16 protein-coding genes are annotated in these 18,021 nt (G+C 57.6%); 14 read left to right on the top strand and 2 right to left on the bottom strand.

Features of this window, described 5'->3' with window-relative positions:
• The first annotated feature begins 238 nt into the window (after nucleotides 1-238).
• The 12 genes from ACFX4O_RS16895 to focA all read left to right on the top strand — a co-directional run bounded on the left by ACFX4O_RS16895 (nucleotide 239) and on the right by focA (nucleotide 14,038).
• On the top strand, nucleotides 239-859 hold the full coding sequence (locus tag ACFX4O_RS16895) for a 4Fe-4S dicluster domain-containing protein (protein ID WP_131406556.1): 621 nt from the start codon (nucleotides 239-241) through the stop codon (nucleotides 857-859).
• The gene (gene hyfB, locus ACFX4O_RS16890) at nucleotides 859-2,880 is read left to right on the top strand and encodes a hydrogenase 4 subunit B (protein WP_380209966.1); all 2,022 of its coding nucleotides are present in this window, start codon (nucleotides 859-861) and stop codon (nucleotides 2,878-2,880) included. Before ACFX4O_RS16895 ends, hyfB begins: the two co-directional genes overlap by 1 nt.
• 13 nt (nucleotides 2,881-2,893) lie before the next feature.
• Complete coding sequence (locus ACFX4O_RS16885) at nucleotides 2,894-3,841, top strand: respiratory chain complex I subunit 1 family protein (protein WP_380209964.1); 948 nt, start codon at nucleotides 2,894-2,896, stop codon at nucleotides 3,839-3,841.
• A gap of 16 nt (nucleotides 3,842-3,857) precedes the next feature.
• Nucleotides 3,858-5,297, top strand: a complete 1,440-nt coding sequence (locus tag ACFX4O_RS16880) for a hydrogenase 4 subunit D (RefSeq protein ID WP_380209962.1) — start codon at nucleotides 3,858-3,860, stop codon at nucleotides 5,295-5,297.
• An 11-nt stretch (nucleotides 5,298-5,308) separates the two neighbouring features.
• Nucleotides 5,309-5,959, top strand: a complete 651-nt coding sequence (gene hyfE, locus ACFX4O_RS16875) for a hydrogenase 4 membrane subunit (protein ID WP_097400293.1) — start codon at nucleotides 5,309-5,311, stop codon at nucleotides 5,957-5,959.
• A 4-nt stretch (nucleotides 5,960-5,963) separates the two neighbouring features.
• A complete protein-coding gene (hyfF, locus tag ACFX4O_RS16870; protein ID WP_131406548.1) occupies nucleotides 5,964-7,547 on the top strand; it encodes a hydrogenase 4 subunit F in 1,584 nt (527 codons plus the stop codon).
• 20 nt (nucleotides 7,548-7,567) lie between these two features.
• A complete protein-coding gene (locus tag ACFX4O_RS16865) occupies nucleotides 7,568-9,277 on the top strand; it encodes an NADH-quinone oxidoreductase subunit C (protein WP_131406937.1) in 1,710 nt (569 codons plus the stop codon).
• 11 nt (nucleotides 9,278-9,288) lie between these two features.
• Nucleotides 9,289-9,837: a hydrogenase 4 subunit H gene (gene hyfH, locus ACFX4O_RS16860; RefSeq protein WP_131406546.1), complete on the top strand. Its 549-nt coding sequence runs from the start codon at nucleotides 9,289-9,291 to the stop codon at nucleotides 9,835-9,837.
• Nucleotides 9,834-10,610, top strand: a complete 777-nt coding sequence (locus tag ACFX4O_RS16855) for an NADH-quinone oxidoreductase subunit B family protein (RefSeq protein ID WP_380209958.1) — start codon at nucleotides 9,834-9,836, stop codon at nucleotides 10,608-10,610. The genes hyfH and ACFX4O_RS16855 overlap by 4 nt, the downstream gene beginning before the upstream one ends.
• The gene (locus ACFX4O_RS16850) at nucleotides 10,603-11,016 is read left to right on the top strand and encodes a formate hydrogenlyase maturation HycH family protein (protein ID WP_131406543.1); all 414 of its coding nucleotides are present in this window, start codon (nucleotides 10,603-10,605) and stop codon (nucleotides 11,014-11,016) included. The genes ACFX4O_RS16855 and ACFX4O_RS16850 overlap by 8 nt, the downstream gene beginning before the upstream one ends.
• 109 nt (nucleotides 11,017-11,125) lie before the next feature.
• Nucleotides 11,126-13,075 (top strand): sigma 54-interacting transcriptional regulator, encoded by a 1,950-nt coding sequence (locus ACFX4O_RS16845; protein WP_380209956.1) that lies wholly within the window; start codon nucleotides 11,126-11,128, stop codon nucleotides 13,073-13,075.
• A 105-nt stretch (nucleotides 13,076-13,180) separates the two neighbouring features.
• Nucleotides 13,181-14,038 (top strand): formate transporter FocA, encoded by an 858-nt coding sequence (gene focA / locus ACFX4O_RS16840; RefSeq protein WP_380209954.1) that lies wholly within the window; start codon nucleotides 13,181-13,183, stop codon nucleotides 14,036-14,038.
• A gap of 40 nt (nucleotides 14,039-14,078) precedes the next feature.
• On the opposite strand, the gene ACFX4O_RS16835 is transcribed toward focA, so the two are convergent.
• Entirely contained in the window at nucleotides 14,079-15,143 is a 1,065-nt protein-coding gene (locus ACFX4O_RS16835) for an AI-2E family transporter (RefSeq protein WP_131406540.1), read from the bottom strand.
• 221 nt (nucleotides 15,144-15,364) lie between these two features.
• On the opposite strand from ACFX4O_RS16835, the gene bepA reads away from it, so the two are divergent.
• Both bepA and arsC read left to right on the top strand, forming a co-directional pair.
• Nucleotides 15,365-16,831 (top strand): beta-barrel assembly-enhancing protease, encoded by a 1,467-nt coding sequence (bepA, locus tag ACFX4O_RS16830; protein ID WP_380209951.1) that lies wholly within the window; start codon nucleotides 15,365-15,367, stop codon nucleotides 16,829-16,831.
• A gap of 12 nt (nucleotides 16,832-16,843) precedes the next feature.
• Nucleotides 16,844-17,200, top strand: a complete 357-nt coding sequence (gene arsC, locus ACFX4O_RS16825; protein WP_131406537.1) for an arsenate reductase (glutaredoxin) — start codon at nucleotides 16,844-16,846, stop codon at nucleotides 17,198-17,200.
• Between the two features lie 31 nt (nucleotides 17,201-17,231).
• On the opposite strand, the gene ACFX4O_RS16820 is transcribed toward arsC, so the two are convergent.
• Nucleotides 17,232-17,933, bottom strand: coding sequence for a DnaA inactivator Hda (locus ACFX4O_RS16820; protein WP_131406535.1), 702 nt, complete (start codon nucleotides 17,931-17,933; stop codon nucleotides 17,232-17,234).
• Between the last annotated feature and the right edge of the window lie 88 nt (nucleotides 17,934-18,021).

The following is an 18,021-nucleotide window of genomic DNA, read 5'->3' as shown; positions in this document are numbered from 1 at the left end:
TTCGGGTACGCCCTTTCCTTTGCCTTCTCCCTGCCAATATTTGACCGCGATCACACTTCACACCGCCATGTCGACACTTGTGCCGATAGCTTGTTTTTTGTTCTGCGCTGACCATCACTTTTGTTCGCCCTCCGTTCCCGAAAATCACATAACCAACTGAAAAATAATAACTTATAACTTTGGCACATCTTATGCTAAAGCAGGCTCAATGTTCTTACCTCGATTCCAGGGAGCCGAAATGAACCGCTTTGTGATTGCCGATCCCGAGTGGTGTATAGGATGCAATACCTGCCTTGCCGCCTGCTCGGATGTGCATAAAAGCCAGGGATTGCAGCACCATCCCCGGCTAACACTCGTGCGCACACCCACCAAAACCGCGCCGATACTGTGCCGCCACTGTGACGATGCGCCGTGCAAACAGGTGTGTCCGGTCAATGCCATTTCGTTTCAGGATGATGCCGTTTATCTCAACGAAACGCTGTGCATTGGCTGCAAACTGTGTGGGCTGGTGTGTCCGTTCGGGGCGATCACGCCCGCCGGCAGCCGCCCGCTCAATATTCCCGCCCGTTACGAGCACCACATTGCCGAAGAACACCTGCGCGATGTGCCCGGCAGCGCGCCCAACGCGCATCCGTTTTTAAGCTGGAACGCGGGAGTGCAAACCATCGCGGTGAAATGCGATCTCTGCGACTTCCTGCCCGAAGGGCCAGCCTGCGTACGCGCCTGCCCGACTAACGCGCTGCATCTGGAAACCGAAAGTACGATGCATAAACAGCTCAAAGCCCGTCGGGAGCTGGCAGCGCTAAGTTCAACCGATGTGACCTTCCCTCCTCTTTCCTCTACGCCGGAGCAACGCTAATGGATGCCCTGCAATTATTGATGTGGTCAATCGTGGTGTACGTCGCCGGAGGCGTCTTTTCATTGCTGCTTGCCCGCAGGCAGGAACTGGCGATCAACGTCGCCGGGATCGCCGCCATGCTCGGCGGCGTGCTAGGGATCGCCAGCGCCCTGAGCGCATTGCACGGCGGTGTGCCGCTGAATTTTCAAGCCATCGGTCCTTTTGATTTCGCCCATTTCGTGGTGCGTATGGATAACCTGAGTGCCTTTATGGTGCTGGTTATCTCACTGCTGGTAACGCTGTGTGGGCTCTATTCGCTGGCGTATGTGCGGGAATACATCGGCAAAGGCGCCGGGGCAATGGGCTTCTTTATGAACCTGTTTATCGCCTCGATGGTTGGCCTGGTGGTGATGGATAACGCGTTCTGGTTCATCGTGCTGTTTGAAATGATGTCCCTCGCCTCGTGGTTTTTGGTTATCACTGAGCAGGATGAAGAGTCGATCCGCGCCGGGATGCTCTACTTCTTTATCGCCCATGCCGGGTCGGTACTGATTATGATCGCCTTCTTCCTGATGTGGCGGCAGAGCGGCAGCCTCGATTTCGCCAGCTTCCGCACACTCACGCTTGATCCAGGCACCGCGTCGGCGGTCTTCCTGCTGGCCTTCTTCGGCTTTGGTGCCAAAGCCGGGATGTTGCCGCTGCACAGTTGGCTGCCGCGCGCCCACCCGGCTGCGCCCTCGCACGCGTCGGCGCTGATGTCCGGCGTGATGGTGAAAATCGGTATCTTCGGCATCATCAAAGTCGGTATCGACCTGCTCGGTCACAGCGGGATTCCATTGTGGTGGGGCGTAGTGGTGCTGGCGTTTGGCGCAGTGTCGTCGGTGCTTGGCGTGCTGTACGCGCTGGCTGAGCACGACATCAAACGCCTGTTGGCATGGCATACCGTCGAGAACATCGGCATCATTTTGCTGGGCGTCGGTGTTGGCATGGCGGGCATCGCCTTACATCAACCGGTGATTGCCGCTGTCGGCCTGCTCGGCGCGCTGTTCCATCTGCTTAACCACGCGCTGTTTAAAGGCCTGCTGTTTCTGGGCGCAGGCGCGATCATCTTTCGTCTGCATACCCGCGATATGGAACAAATGGGCGCGCTCGGCAAACGGATGCCGTGGACAGCAGGCGCGTTTCTGGTGGGTTGCCTCGCCATTTCCGCGATGCCGCCACTGAACGGCTTTATCAGCGAGTGGTACACCTATCAGTCGTTGTTCTCCCTGACCCGTATCGACGCGATCATCCCGCGCCTCGCTGGCCCCATTGCCATTGTGATGCTGGCGATCACCGGCGCGCTGGCGGCGATGTGTTTTGTGAAAGTTTACGGCGTCAGTTTTTGCGGCAATGCCCGCAGTAAAAAAGCCGACCAGGCGCGCGAAGTGCCGTGGCCGATGGTTGCCGCCATGTCCGTGCTGGCATTGCTGTGCGTGGCGCTCGGCGTAGGCGCAAGCTGGGTTGCCCCGCAGTTAATGCATATCGCGCTGAGCTTAACGCCACCAGCAGCGCTTGCCGCCGCCGAAGGCGCAACGCTTATCCCCGGTGATGCGCAGCAAGCGATGCTGACGCCTTCCACCGTGTTCCTGCTGTTACTGCTTTTGCCCTTGCTGCCCGGCATGCTGTGGTTTCTCAACCGCCAGACGCGCGGTGCGTTTCGTCGCAGCGGCGATGCCTGGGCCTGCGGCTACGCGTGGGAAAAAGGCATGGCGCCTTCCGCAGGCAGTTTTACCCAGCCATTGCGCGTGATGTTCGGCCCGCTTTACCAGCTGCGTAAACAGCTCGATCCAGCACAACCTTTACAGCGCAGCCTCGGCGGTATTACGCAGGCGGCAATGCGCACGGAGCCGTTCTGGGACGACAAAATCATTCGCCCGCTGGTCAGCGCGACGCAGCGCGTGGCTCGCGTGGTGCAGTACCTGCAAAGCGGCGATTTCCGGCTCTACTGCCTGTATGTGATTGCCGCGCTGGTGATCCTGCTGCTGACGATCGCGCTGTGAGGAGGAGACAACAATGTTAGAACAGACTTCTGCGTGGTCACTTGGGGTGTTTGCCCTCTGCCAGGCAGCCCTATTGCTGGCGCTGACGCCCCTGTTTACCGGCGTTTCCCGGCAAATCCGTGCCCGCATGCACTCCCGAAAAGGGCCGGGGATCTGGCAGGATTACCGCGACTTACAAAAGCTGCTAAAACGCCAGGCTGTTGCACCAGCTTCGTCTGGCTTGATGTTCCGCACCATGCCATGGGTATTGCTCAGCAGCATGCTGCTGGTGGCGATGACGCTGCCGCTGTTTATCCGCACCGCGCCGTTTGCCGGGGCGGGCGATTTAATCACCCTGATTTACCTCTTTGCCCTGTTCCGCTTCTTCTTTGCCCTCTCCGGGCTGGATACCGGCAGCCCCTTCTCTGGTCTCGGTGCCAGCCGCGAGCTGACGCTGGGGATTCTGGTTGAACCGATGCTAATCCTTTCGCTGCTGGTGCTGGCGTTACTGGCGGGTTCCACCCAAATCAGCGCCATCAGCAACACACTGGCGGCGGGCTGGATGTCACCAGTCGCCACGCTACTGGCAATGCTGGCTTGCGGGTTCGCCTGTTTTATTGAGATGGGCAAAATCCCGTTCGACGTAGCAGAAGCGGAGCAGGAACTGCAGGAAGGTCCGCTGACCGAATACTCCGGCGCGGGTCTGGCGCTGGTGAAATGGGGCGTCGGTCTGAAGCAGGTGGTGATGGCCTCGCTGTTCCTCGCGCTGTTTTTCCCCTTCGGCAACGCCGTCACGCTCAGTGTGGGCGCAATGGCGCTGTCACTGGTGATGACGCTACTGAAACTGTTGGTGGTGTTTGTGCTGTCGTCGGTGGTGGAAAACTCGCTGGCGCGCGGGCGCTTTTTGCTGACGCACCGCCTGACCTGGCTCGGCTTCAGTCTGGCTGCGCTGTCCTATGTCCTCTGGCTAACCGGTTTGTAAGGAGCGCGGAAAAATAATGGAAACTCTTGCTCTGACGACACTGCTGCTGCCCTTTATCGGCGCGCTGGTCGTCTCGCTTTGCCCACGGAAAACCGCGCCGCAGCTTGCCACGCTCTTCGCGCTTCTGGCAACGCTTGCCACCGTGTTGCTGGCCTGGCGTTTTTACCAGGCAGGCAGTGAAACTGCGGACATGCCGCTGCTGGCGGCGGGCCAGGTGGTGCTGTTTGGTCTGTTAGTCGACCGCATCAGCACCCTGATCCTGTTTGCGGTGGTGTTTCTTGGCCTGCTGGTGGCGCTCTATTCGACCGGTTACCTGACGCGCGACAACCGCGAGCATCCGCATGACGGCAGCAACCGTTATTACGCGTTTCTGCTGGTGTTTATCGGTGCGATGTCCGGTTTAGTGCTCTCCTCCACGCTGCTCGGGCAACTGCTGTTTTTCGAGATCACCGGCGGCTGTTCCTGGGCGTTGATTAGCTATTACCAGAGCGAAAAATCCCAGCGCGCGGCGATGAAAGCGCTACTTATCACCCACGTCGGTTCGCTTGGCCTGTATCTGGCGGCGGCCACGCTGTTTTTGCATACCCACACTTTTGCGCTGAGCGCCATCAGTCAGCTACAAGGCCCGGCGGCGTATCTGGTTTATGGCGGCATTCTGTTTGCCGCGTGGGGCAAATCCGCCCAGTTGCCGTTGCAAGCCTGGCTGCCGGATGCGATGGAAGCACCAACCCCGGTGAGTGCTTACTTACACGCCGCGTCAATGGTGAAAGTGGGGGTCTACATTTTTGCCCGCGCTATCGCCGAAGGCGGACACATCCCTCACACCATTGGCTGGATTGGCGTGGGCATGGCGACGTTAACGCTGGTGTATGGTTTTTTGATGTACCTGCCGCAGAAAGACATGAAACGGCTGCTGGCCTGGTCGACCATCTCGCAACTGGCGTGGATCTTTCTTGCGCTGTCGCTCTCGACCTTCGGCTCGCCGCTGGCCTTCAAAGCGGGGATTGTTTACATCTTCAACCACGCCTTTGCCAAGAGCCTGTTTTTCCTCGTCGCGGGCGCACTGAGTTACAGCTGCGGTACTCGCCTGCTGCCGCGCTTGCGCGGGGTGATGAAGACATTGCCGCTGGCGGGCATTGGCTTTTGCGTTGCCGCACTGGCGATCACCGGCGTGCCGCCATTTAACGGTTTCTTCAGTAAATTTCCCCTCTTCGCCGCCGGGTTTGCCCTGTCGAATGACGACCCGATTTTACTGGCGGTGATGATTCTGGCGCTGGTGGAATCCGTCGCCAGCTTCGGCTGGTTTATTTACTGGTTCGGGCGCGTGGTGCCAGGTGAGCCGAGCGAAGAAGTGGCACAGGCCGCACCGCTGCCGTACGCGATGAAACTGGTGCTAGTGATTCTGATTGTGATGTCGCTGTGCTCAAGCGTGATTGCTGCGGCGTGGCTTGGATAAGGGAGTCGATAATGACGGGAACACTGCTTGTTAACAATCTGGCGGGGCTGATGATGTTCACCTCTCTGCTGGTCACCTGCGCCAGACGCTACTCCGTCTCCTGCTGGTTGTATGCCCTGCAATCGCTGGTGCTGGTCTCTATCTTTTTTACCCTGTCGCAGTTGCTGGATGCCAAACAGCTGCTGATGTGGTCGTTCAGCGCGTTCTTCACCAAAGTGCTGCTGGTGCCGCTGATCATGGGCTACGCCTTTCGCAAGATGGCGCAATCCGGCGTTGGGGAGCGGCTGTTTGGCCCGGCAACGCTGGTGCTGATGGCGGCGGCAATTGTGCTGTTGTGCTGGTTTGTGGTGCGCCCGGTGCAATTACCGATGATCGCGCAGCTAAAACCGGCACTCGCCGTTGCGCTTGGTCACTTCCTGCTAGGTCTGCTGTGCATTATCAGCCAACGCAATATTTTGCGGCAAATCTTCGGCTACTGCCTGATGGAAAACGGCTCGCATTTAGTGCTGGCGCTGCTCGCCTGGCGTGCGCCGGAGCTGGTGGAGATTGGCATCGCCACCGACGCCATTTTCGCGGTGATTGTGATGGTGCTGCTGGCACGGAAAATCTGGCGCACTCATGGCACGCTGGATGTCAACACGCTGACAGCACTGAAGGGGTAACACCATGAGTCATACCTTGATGTTCACGTTGTTACTGCTGACGCCGCTGCTGGTTTCTGCGCTGTGCTTCGCCTGCCGCCTGAGCGGCAATGCAGCGCGCACGCTGGTTACGGTGGTGCATACGCTGGGGATTTCCCTGCTACTGGTTATCGCCCTGTGGACAGTCGCAGAAGCGGTGCGCGAAGGGGAAATTTTCGCCGCCAGCCGCTGGTTGCATATCGACAGCCTGAGCGGGCTGTTCCTGTCGCTGCTAGGGATAATCGGTTTTATCACCGGCCTCTACTCGATTGGTTATATGCGCCATGAAGTCGATCACGGTGAAATCAGCGTACCGACGTTGTGTTATTACTACGGTTTTTTTCACCTGTTCTTGTTCACCATGCTGCTGGTGGTCACCAGCAATAACCTGATTGTGATGTGGGCGGCGATTGAAGCCACCACGCTGAGCTCCGCTTTTCTGGTCGGTATTTACGGGCAGCGCTCGTCGCTGGAAGCGGCATGGAAATACATCATTATCTGTACCGTCGGCGTGGCGTTTGGCCTGTTCGGTACGGTACTGGTGTACGCCAATGCCGCCAGCTTTATGGCACAACCGGATCACGCCATTTTCTGGACCGAAGTGCTGAAAGAGAGCGGTCAGCTCGACCCGACGCTGATGGTACTGGCGTTTGTATTTGTGCTGATTGGTTTTGGTACCAAAACCGGGCTGTTCCCGATGCACGCCTGGCTGCCGGACGCGCACAGCGAAGCGCCCAGCCCGGTGAGCGCCCTGCTCTCGGCGGTGCTGCTCAACTGCGCACTGTTGGTGCTGATTCGCTACTACATCATTATTTGCCACGCCATTGGCGACAGCTTCCCCAACCGGCTACTGCTGATTTTTGGCCTGCTGTCGGTGGGCGTCGCCGCATTCTTCATTCTGGTGCAGCAGGATATGAAACGCCTGCTGGCTTACTCCAGTGTGGAAAACATGGGGCTGGTAGCTGTTGCGCTCGGTATCGGCGGCCCGCTCGGTATTCTGGCGGCGCTGCTGCACACGCTCAATCACAGCCTGGCGAAAACGCTGCTGTTCTGCGGCTCCGGCAATGTGCTGCTGAAGTACGGCACCCGCAATATGGATGTGGTGTGCGGCATGCTGAAAGTGATGCCGTTTACCGCTGTGCTGCTGGGCGGCGGCGCGCTGGCGCTGGGCGGTATGCCACCGTTCAATATTTTCCTCAGTGAGTTTATGACCGTTACCGCCGGACTGGCGGCGGAACATCTCGCCGTCACGATCCTGCTGCTGGTGTTACTGACGCTGGTGCTCGGCGGGCTGGTGCGCATGGTGGCGAAAGTGCTGTTTGCCACGCCGCCGCAACAGGTGGCAACCGGCGAGCTGGGCTGGCTCACTACCGTGCCGATGGTGATTCTGCTGGTGATGATGCTGGTGATGGGTACGCATATTCCTCAGCCGGTCAGCCGGTTACTGGCCAGCGCCGCCACCATCGTGCAGCAAAACAATGATGATCATCCCACGCAGCTTAGCTGGCTGTGGGCCAATTTTGATACCACCGCCGCATCGGCCACGCCGTCGCATCGTCAGGGAGAGTGAAAGTGAGTTATTTAGCAAGCGTGAATCTCCAGCAACCTCGCGGCAACGCCTGTCTTGCTGCATTGAAGGCGCAGTTTCCCGGCGCGGTGCTGGACGAGGAGCGCCAGACCTTCGAACAAGTCACTATAACGGTCAAAATCAATCTGTTGCCGGACATTGTGCACTACCTCTATTACCAGCATGACGGCTGGTTACCGGTTCTCTTCGGCAACGATGAGCGCACCCTCAATGGCCATTACGCGGTCTACTACGCGCTGTCGATGGAAGGTGCGGAAAAGTGCTGGATTGTGGTGAAAGCGCTGGTCGATGCCGACACGCGCGAATTCCCGTCGGTGACGCCGCGCGTACCTGCCGCCGTATGGGGCGAACGTGAGATCCGTGATATGTACGGTCTGATCCCGGTCGGCTTGCCGGATCAGCGCCGCCTGGTGCTGCCGGATGACTGGCCGGACGATCTGCACCCTCTGCGCAAAGACACCATGGATTACCGCCTGCGCCCGGAGCCAACCAGCGACACGGAAAACTACACCTTTATCAACGATGGCGGTAATTCGGCGCGCATTGTGCCGATCGGCCCGCTGCACATCACCTCGGATGAACCGGGGCACTTCCGCTTATTTGTGGATGGCGAACGGATTGTCGATGCCGATTACCGTTTGTTCTATGTCCATCGCGGCATGGAAAAGCTGGCGGAAACCCGCATGGGCTACAACGAAGTGACATTCCTTTCGGACCGGGTTTGCGGCATCTGCGGTTTTGCCCACAGCGTGGCTTACACCACGTCGGTGGAAAATGCGCTCGGCATTGTGGTGCCGCAGCGGGCACACACCATTCGTTCGGTGCTACTGGAAGTGGAACGGCTGCACAGCCATTTGCTGAACATTGGTCTTTCCAGCCACTTTGTCGGTTTTGATACCGGTTTCATGCAGTTTTTCCGCATCCGCGAGAAATCGATGACCATGGCTGAATTGCTCACCGGTTCGCGCAAAACCTACGGTCTGAATCTGATTGGCGGCATCCGCCGCGACATTCTGAAAGAGCAGCGCGTCAAAACCATCCAACTGGTGAAAGAGATGCGCGCGGAAGTGGCGCAATTGGTCGATATGCTGCTTTCCACCCCCAATATGGCGCAGCGCACCCAGGGTGTGGGCATTCTTGACCGCCAGATAGCGCGCGATTTCAGCCCGGTTGGGCCGCTGATCCGTGGCAGCGGTTTCGCCCGCGATCTACGTTTCGATCATCCGTACGCCGATTACGGCAACCTGCCGAAAACGCTGTTTACCTGGCCGGATGGCGACGTCTTTTCACGCCTCATGGTGCGGGTGAAAGAGGTGTTCGACTCGCTGGCGATGATTGAGTTTGCCCTTGATAACCTGCCGGATACGCCGCTGCTGACCGAAGGGTTCAGCTATCAGCCACACAAATTCGCGCTCGGCTATGTGGAAGCGCCGCGCGGCGAAGATGTCCACTGGAGCATGCTCGGCGACAACCAGAAGCTTTACCGCTGGCGCTGCCGCGCGGCGACTTACGCCAACTGGCCGGTACTGCGCTATATGCTGCGCGGCAATACCGTTTCCGATGCGCCGCTGATTATCGGCAGCCTCGATCCCTGCTATTCGTGTACCGACCGCGTGACGCTGGTGGATGTGCGCAAGCGTAAATCGACAACCGTGCCCTACAAAGAGATCGAACGTTACGGCATTGAACGTCGCCACTCGCCGCTGAAGTAAGGAAAGAAACGATGCTGAAATTGTTGAAAACCATTCTCAGAGCGGGCGAGCCAACGGTGAAATACCCGTTCGCGCCGCTGGAGGTGTGCCCGGGGTTTCGCGGAAAACCGGAACTGGACCCGCAGCAATGCATCGCTTGCGGCGCCTGTACCACCGCCTGCCCGGCGAACGCGCTCACGCTGGAAACGGATGCCGGGGAGAACAGCCGCGTCTGGCAGTTGTTCATTGGCCGCTGCATCTACTGCGGGCGCTGCGAAGAGGTGTGCCCAACGCGGGCCATTCGCCTGTCGGAAGAGTTTGAACTGGCGGTCACTAACAAAGCCGATCTCTATGTGCGCGCCACCTTCCGCTTGCAGCACTGTAGCGAGTGCGGTGTGCCGTTTGCGCCAGAAAAATCCGTGGCGCTGGCGGTGGAACTGCTGGCTCTGAACCAAAACGCACCGCACCAGTTGGAGAATTTGCGGGCGCAAGCCTGTCTCTGCCCGGCGTGCCGCCGACGCGCGGCGCTGGAGCATCGCGGCAGCGTTAACGTGCATTACTATCTTAAGGAGCAAGCATGAGTTCCGACCTGAAGGTGCTGAACCAGCATGTCAGCCAGCCGGTGCCGCTCGATGAATCCGCGCAGAAAATGAAACAGTTGCTGCTGCGCGATATCCAGCGCTCCGCCTATGTTTACCGCGTCGATTGCGGCGGCTGCAACGGCTGTGAAATCGAAATTTTTGCCGCCATTACACCGCTGTTTGATGCGGAACGCTTTGGCATAAAAGTGGTGGCCTCGCCGCGCCACGCGGATATTTTGCTGTTTACCGGCGCGGTCACGCGCGCCATGCGCATGCCAGCCCTGCGCGCCTGGGAAGCTGCACCGGATCATAAAATCGCCATCTCCTACGGCGCGTGCGGCGTCGGCGGCGGTATCTTTCACGATCTCTACTGCGTGTGGGGCGGCAGCGACACCATTGTGCCGATTGATGTATGGATCCCCGGTTGCCCGCCGACGCCTGCGGCGACGATCCACGGTTTTGCCGTGGCGCTTGGCTTGCTGGAGCAAAAACTGCACGCCGTCGATCATCAACAGGCGGTAGACGAAATCGCCAGCGTGCGCTGGCCGACGCTGCCGCTGGCATTACGCGTGACGCTTGAACGGCTGGCACGCCAGCTGGCGGGTTATCGCCAGGGACGCGAGATCACCGACCAGCTCTTTGCTTTACTAACCGCAGGCGATCCCGCGCAGGCCACGCTGCGGGTGAATAACTGGCTGCAACAGGCGGCGGACCCGCGCCTGACTTCCATCGTGCAACAACTGATGAACGAGCTGGAGCGCGCCCATGTCTGAGCAGCAAGCGAAAGTGATGTTCTGGATGCTGCGACAAAAGTTTGTCGATAACAGCGTCGAGCTGGAAGAGAAAAGCCGCCAGGTGATGTATTACTCGCTGGCGATTGGCCACCACGTTGGGGTGATCGACTGCCTCAACGTGGCGCTCGAATGCCCGCTTGATGATTACCAGCATTGGCTAACGTTGATCGATGACGCTGATGCCAGGCGCAAAATGCAGGGGTTATTAACGTTTGGCGAGATAATCATCGACGCCAGCCACGTGAATACTCTGGCACCGATCTTCGCGCAGCTTTCGAAAACGGCGGAAGAGCCTTGGCGGAGCTGGAGCCGCCAGTTACTGCAACATTTGCAGGATATGGCCCATGAACCGGCGATCTACCTGATGGTGCGGCTGCTGCGCTGAATAATTCACCATATAAATGTCACCCCAGTGATTTATACGTGAAGCTTGTAACACTACAAAAATAAGGGGTAATGTACTATTTACGCTCACCATTAAGGGCGATGTATCCATGATCTTACGGCAGTTGCTGGAACAGAATACTCACACTTCGTTATTGCGGGCGTTTATCCCCTTACCGCCCCCTTTCAGCCCCGTCCAGTTTATCGAATTACGTCTAAATAATGCCCACTTCTGGCGCTGCTTTGATGAGGGCAGCGTCGAAAGTAGCGAGCATGAATACGGCGGAAAAGTCAGCGACAGTTCGTTGCACCTTGTGCTGTTGGCGCAAAGTGATGTGCTGGAGCTGCGTTTTGTGCGCACCGATAACGGCCAGTTCACTGAGCAGGACAACACGATGTTTAGCTGGCTGGCGCGGCTGGCAAGCCAGGCGCTGGAAGCGCAACTTTCTCAAATGGCGTTGAGCGAGTCGATCGAAACGCTACGTGAAGAGCGCGACCATGATCGGGTGCTGGTGGATATCACCAACTCGGTGCTCTCGCATCTGGACCTTGACGATCTGATCGCTGATGTTTCACAGGAGATCCACCGCTTTTTCGGCATCGATAATGTTCGTGTCGTTCTGCGCGACACGCTGCACTCCCGCCAGCTCATTTGCCATGCTACCCACTTTCCCCGTTGCCCACCGGAAACCGAGCGCTTCGCACTGCGCAGTGATAGCCCGGTGGTGCTGGCGGCGCTCAATGAAAATCAGGGCGCACTGCTGCACCAGGCGCAGGATGCAGCGTTATGGCAGCGCGATCCGGTATTGCAACAGCTATTGATGCTGGAGTTAAACGTGGTGTTTATTTTGCCGCTGACCTTCAGCCATCACGCGCCTGGCGTGCTGTTGCTGGCGCACCGCGACGCCTCGATTTTCAGTGAGCAAAACTGTCGATTGTTGCAGCAAATTGCCGACAGAATTGGCATTGCCGTCGATAATGCCGACGCCTACCGGCAGGTGATCCATCTAAAAGAGAATCTGAACAGCGAAAACCGCAAACTGAACGAGCAAATCGCCTCCAGCCAGAGTTTTGGCGATATCATTTACCAGAGCGATGCTATGCGCGAGGTGCTCCAGCAGGTCAATATTGTGGCACTGAGCGACAGCACGGTGCTGATCCTCGGGGAAACCGGCACCGGTAAAGAGATCATCGCCCGCGCACTGCACCAGATGAGCCCGCGCAAAGACAAACCGCTGGTGAAAATCAACTGTGCCGCCATTCCCGCCAGCCTGCTGGAAAGCGAGCTGTTTGGTCACGATAAAGGCGCGTTCACCGGGGCGATCAACGCCCATCGTGGGCGTTTTGAAATGGCCGATGAAGGCACACTGTTCCTGGATGAAATTGGTGATATGCCGCTTGAGCTACAACCCAAATTGCTGCGGGTGTTGCAGGAGCGCGAGATCGAACGCATCGGCGGCACGAAAACCATTCCGGTAAACGTGCGGGTGATTGCCGCCACCAACCGCGATCTGCGCCAGATGGTGATTGACCGCGAATTCCGTAACGATCTGTTTTACCGCCTGAATGTCTTTCCGCTGGTGTTGCCGCCGTTGCGCGAGCGGCCGGACGATATTCCGCTGCTGGCGCGCTACTTCACGCAAAAACTGGCGCACCGCCTCAATCGCACCATTGATACCATTCCTGCCGATACTCTCCAGCAACTGATGCGCTACGAGTGGCCGGGTAACGTGCGCGAACTGGAAAACGTGATTGAACGCGCGGTGCTGCTGGCGCGTGATAACACCTTAAACCTGCATCTACACGCTCAGCCGGTCAGCATGGTACAGCCTGTCAGCCACGATCCTTTCCCCTTCACGCTGCCGAAAGTGGCCGAGATGATGCGCCCGGAGCCGCCGGAAAATGACGAAGCGGAACGCCAGCAGATTATTCAGGTGCTGCGCGAAACCAACGGCATTGTCGCCGGGCCGCGCGGTGCGGCCGCCAAACTCGGCATGAAACGCACCACGCTGTTATCACGAATGCAGCGTCTCGGTATCGCTGTGCGAGAGGTGCTGTAGCCCCCTTCGGATTCTGTGAACCCGCTAACGCTCTCTGGTTTATCGCTGGTATGCGCTATGCATATGACGGCAGGTGTCTACTATGCATTGAATCAGGAGAATCAAATGGATACCGGCAACGCGTTTGACCTGCGACTTCCTGCGGAAATGGCAAAAGTCGCTGAGCAGTCTGGATTGTATAAAGTCAGCAAACGAAAAGAGCTGTCGTTTTTCCTCGCGGTTACTGCGGGCGTATTTATCTCGATTGCGTTTGTGTTTTACATCACCGTTACCGCCGGGCCTGCGCCCGCGACTGCGCTGGCTAAGCTGGCGGGCGGCGTCTGTTTTTCCCTCGGGCTGATTCTGGTGGTGGTCTGCGGGGCGGATCTTTTTACCTCAACCGTGCTGACGGTGATGGCAAAAGCCAGCGGGTTGATTAGCTGGCGGCAACTGTTCACCAACTGGGTGATCGTCTATTTCGGCAATCTCGTGGGCGCGCTGTTTTTTGTTGCATTGATTTGGTTTGGTGGCCAGGCCATGAACAGCAACGGCTTGTGGGGGCTGAATGTGTTGCAAACCGCTGACCATAAAATGCATCACACATTTATTGAAGCGGTGTGCCTGGGCACGCTGTGCAATTTAATGGTCTGCCTGGCGGTGTGGATGAGTTACTCCGGCCATACGTTGACGGACAAAATTATGGCAATGCTGCTGCCGATCGGCATGTTTGTCGCCAGTGGTTTTGAGCACAGTATCGCGAACATGTTTTTGCTGCCGCTGGCGGTGATTATTCGTGACTTTTCGCCGCAGAGTTTCTGGACAGCGGTACACAGCTCGCCGGATAACTTCCCGGCGCTGACCATCAGCAAGGTGATTACCGATAATCTGCTGCCGGTGACGATTGGCAATATTATTGGTGGCGGCGTGCTGGTGGGGGTGACGTACTGGATTATCTATCTGCGCCATCAGAACGACACGCATTGAGGAGAATGCCGGGCGGCACGCTGGCTGCCGCCCGGCAACGTTACTCTTCTGTCACTGGCGGCGAATCCGGCCAGGCGTGGATCACCGCCTGAATCAACGTCGCCAGCGGAATGGCGAAAAATACGCCCCAGAAGCCCCACAAGCCGCCGAAGATAATCACCGACAAAATGATCACCAACGGGTGCAGGTTAACCGCTTCGGAGAACAGCACCGGCACCAGCAAGTTGCCGTCCAGCCCCTGAATAATCAGATAGACGGCAAAGCAGCTCCAGAACTCGGTGCCAAGCCCGAACTGGAACAGCGCCACGCCAACCACCGGAATGGTGACGACAAACGCGCCAATATAGGGAATCAGCACCGAGAAACCAACCAGCACCGCCAGCAGCAAGGAGTAGTTGAGACCAAACAGGATAAAACCAATCCACGTGGCGACGCCGACGACAATCATCTCCAGCACTTTGCCACGGATATAGTTGGTGATCTGCTGGTTCATCTCCTTCCACACCTGGCCCGCCAGCCCACGGTTACGCGGCAACACGCGGCGCACGGCGTTGAGCATCTGCTCTTTATCTTTTACCAGGAAGAAGACCATCAGCGGCACCAGCACCAGATACACCGCCAGCGTCAGCAGCCCGACCAGCGAGGCGAGCGAGTATTTCACTACGGAATCGCCCATCGTCAGCATCCGTGAGCGCATATTTTCCGCCATCGCATCGATGATCCCCGCGTCCATTAACGCCGGGTAACGGCGCGGCAAGGTGGCAGCAAAATCAGAGAGTTTGCTTAACATGCCAGGCATATCGCGGATCAGGTAAATCCCCTGCTGCCAGGCAACCGGCATGACCACAAACGCCATCACCATCAGGATACCGACAAACAACACCAGAACTATCGTGGCAGCCCAGCTGCGCGAACAGCCAATACGTTGCAGACGTGCGGTAGGCCACTCAAGAAGGTAAGCGATAACCAGCGCCACCAGCAGCGGCGCAAGAAGACCGCTGAAGAAGAAGAGAATACAGAACCCCGCGAGCAGAATGACCAGCAGCGCAATCGCCTCCGGATCGCTGAAGCGGCGGCGATACCACTGCATTAACATTTCGAGCATAACGTTCCTTTATGAACCTCTTGACCGGGGGTAAGGAGTGGAATTGTATCGAAATGTCACAAAAAAGACTTCGCTTTTCGTATCCTTTGCGGGAAACATAGCAATCCACTGAATACAATGTTTTCATCCATACAGGCAGCTACACTCAAAGGCCGATGAGCCAGAACGAAGCCGCCGAAAGCAGGTCAATAGTGTGTCACTCCAAATACAGGAAAGAGGTTATGTTCAGGCAGTTGAAACGAACGCTGGTCGCAACCCTTATTGCCGCACTCAGTGCAGGTAGCATCGCCCCGACATGGGCGGATTCGATAGACAGCACGTTGCCGGATATGGGCACCTCGGCAGGAAGCACGCTCTCCATTGGACAGGAGATGCAGATGGGCGACTACTACGTTCGCCAGCTTCGCGGCAGCGCACCGCTGATTAATGATCCGCTGCTGGTGCAATACATTAATTCGCTCGGCATGCGCCTGGTGGCGCACGCGGATTCGGTCAAAACCCCTTTCCACTTCTATCTCGTCAATAACGACGAGATCAACGCTTTCGCCTTTTTTGGCGGCAATGTGGTGCTGCACTCCGCACTGTTCCGCTATACGGATAACGAGAGCCAACTGGCCTCGGTGATGGCGCACGAAATTTCCCACGTCACCCAGCGCCACCTGGCGCGGGCCATGGAAGACCAAAAACGTAACGCGCCGCTGACCTGGGCGGGCGTGTTAGGTTCCATTTTGCTGGCGATGGCTAACCCGCAAGCCGGGATGGGCGCACTCACCGGCACGCTGGCGGGCACACAACAGGGGCTTATCAGCTTTACCCAGCAGAATGAACAGGAAGCGGACCGCATTGGCATTCAGGTGCTGCAACGCGCCGGGTTCGATCCACAAGCGATGCCGACATTCCTTGAAAAACTGCTGGATCAGTCGCGCTACTCCACGCGCCCACCGGAAATTCTGCTGACGCACCCGTTGCCGGAAAGCCGCTTGTCAGATGCCCGCAACCGCGCCAACCAGATGCGACCGGTGGTGGTGCAATCATCCGAAGAGTTCTATATGGCGAAAGCCAGAACGCTGGGCATGTACAACTCCGGGCGTAATCAGCTCACCAGCGACCTGTTGGATGGCTGGTCGAAAGGCAATGTGCGTGAACAACGTGCGGCGCAATATGGTCGAGCGTTACAGGCGATGGAAGCGAAAAATTACGCTGAGGCGGCCAAAACCTTGCAGCCGCTGCTGAGCGCCAGCCCGAATAACGCCTGGTATCTCGATCTGGCGACCGATATCGATTTAGGGCAGAACAAAAGCGCGGATGCCATTAAACGCCTCAATGCCGCCAGTGAATTGAAAACCAACCCGGTGCTGCAACTCAACCTGGCGAACGCTTACCTGGAAGGCGGCCAGCCCGCTGAAGCCGCGCGCATTCTTAACCGTTACACGTTTACCTATAAAGATGACGTCAACGGCTGGGATTTACTGGCGCAGGCCGAAGCGGCGCTGAATAACCGCGATCAGGAACTGGCCGCGCGTGCGGAAGGGTTAGCGCTGGTGGGTAAGCTGGATCAGGCCATTACCTTGCTGAGCAGCGCCAGTTCGCAGGTGAAACTCGGCAGCTTGCAACAAGCGCGTTACGATGCGCGAATTGACCAGCTACGCGAGTTGCAGCAACGGTTTAAGCCGTACCAGAAAATGTAATAAGGAGAAGAGATGTCAGAGACGGTGAAGATTTACCATAACCCACGCTGTTCAAAGAGCCGTGAAACGCTGGCGCTGCTGAAGGAGAACGGTGTTGAGCCTGAAGTGGTGCTCTATCTGGAGACACCGCCGGACGTAGCGACGGTGCAAAAGCTGCTGAAAATGCTCGGCATGACCAGCGCGCGTGAGCTGATGCGCAGCAAAGAAGATCTCTACAAAGAGTTGCAGCTTAGCGATAGCGCACTGACGGAAGCGCAACTGGTGCAGGCGCTGGTGGATAACCCGAAACTGCTTGAACGCCCGATTGTCGTTAGCCACGGCAAAGCACGAATCGGTCGCCCGCCGGAGCAGGTGCTGGAGATTTTGTAGCATGAAAAAACCCTCGCCGCGTGGCGAGGGTTCAGAGTTTGAGGATCTCTTTGACGAACGGAATGGTCAGCTTGCGCTGGGCAGTGATCGACGCGCGATCCAGTTCATCCAGCGTATCGAACAGCGTACGCATTTCTCTGTCCAGCCGCTTTAACAAAAACCGCCCCACATCTTCTGGCAGTTCAAAACCACGGATCCGCGCCCGCAGCTGTAAGGCTTGCAGTTTGTCTTCGTCAGAGAGCGGTTGCAGCTTGTAGATTTGCCCCCAATCCAGCCTTGACGCCAGATCTGGCAGACCAAGCTTGAGCTGGCGCGGCGGCCTGTCGCCGGTGATCAGCAAGCGGGTTTTGCCCTGTTCAAGAATGCGGTTGTAGAGATTGAATATCGCCATCTCCCACGGCTCATCACCGGCTACGCATTCAATATTATCGATACACACCAGCGAGAGTTGTTCCATCCCATCCAGCACTTCCGGTACAAACCAGGTACGCTTATCGAGCGGCACATAACCTACGGCATCGCCGCGCTGGGAGAGCTCGGCACAAGCCGCATGCAGCAAATGGCTGCGCCCCGCGCCTTCACGCGACCAGAAATAGATGTATCCGCTATGCGCCTGGCGCAGAACGTTTTGCAGTGCCGCCAGTAAAGAGGGGTTATCACCCGGCCAGAAACTTGCAAAGGTTTCATCATCGGGTAAATACAATGGCAGGGAGAGCTGTGCCGGCGTGTTCAGAAGTACCTCAACAAGGCTTACAAAAAACGCAGTGAGTCTATCACAAAATGTTGCAAGGTTTGAACCGGGCGCGAGGCCCGGTTCAATT

Origin of the sequence: Kosakonia sp. YIM B13571 (assembly GCF_042788095.1) — a bacterium.
Lineage (GTDB): Bacteria > Pseudomonadota > Gammaproteobacteria > Enterobacterales > Enterobacteriaceae > Kosakonia > Kosakonia quasisacchari.
The sequence above is the reverse complement of the archived record's forward strand: the minus strand, read 5'-3'. Positions and strand labels throughout refer to the sequence as shown.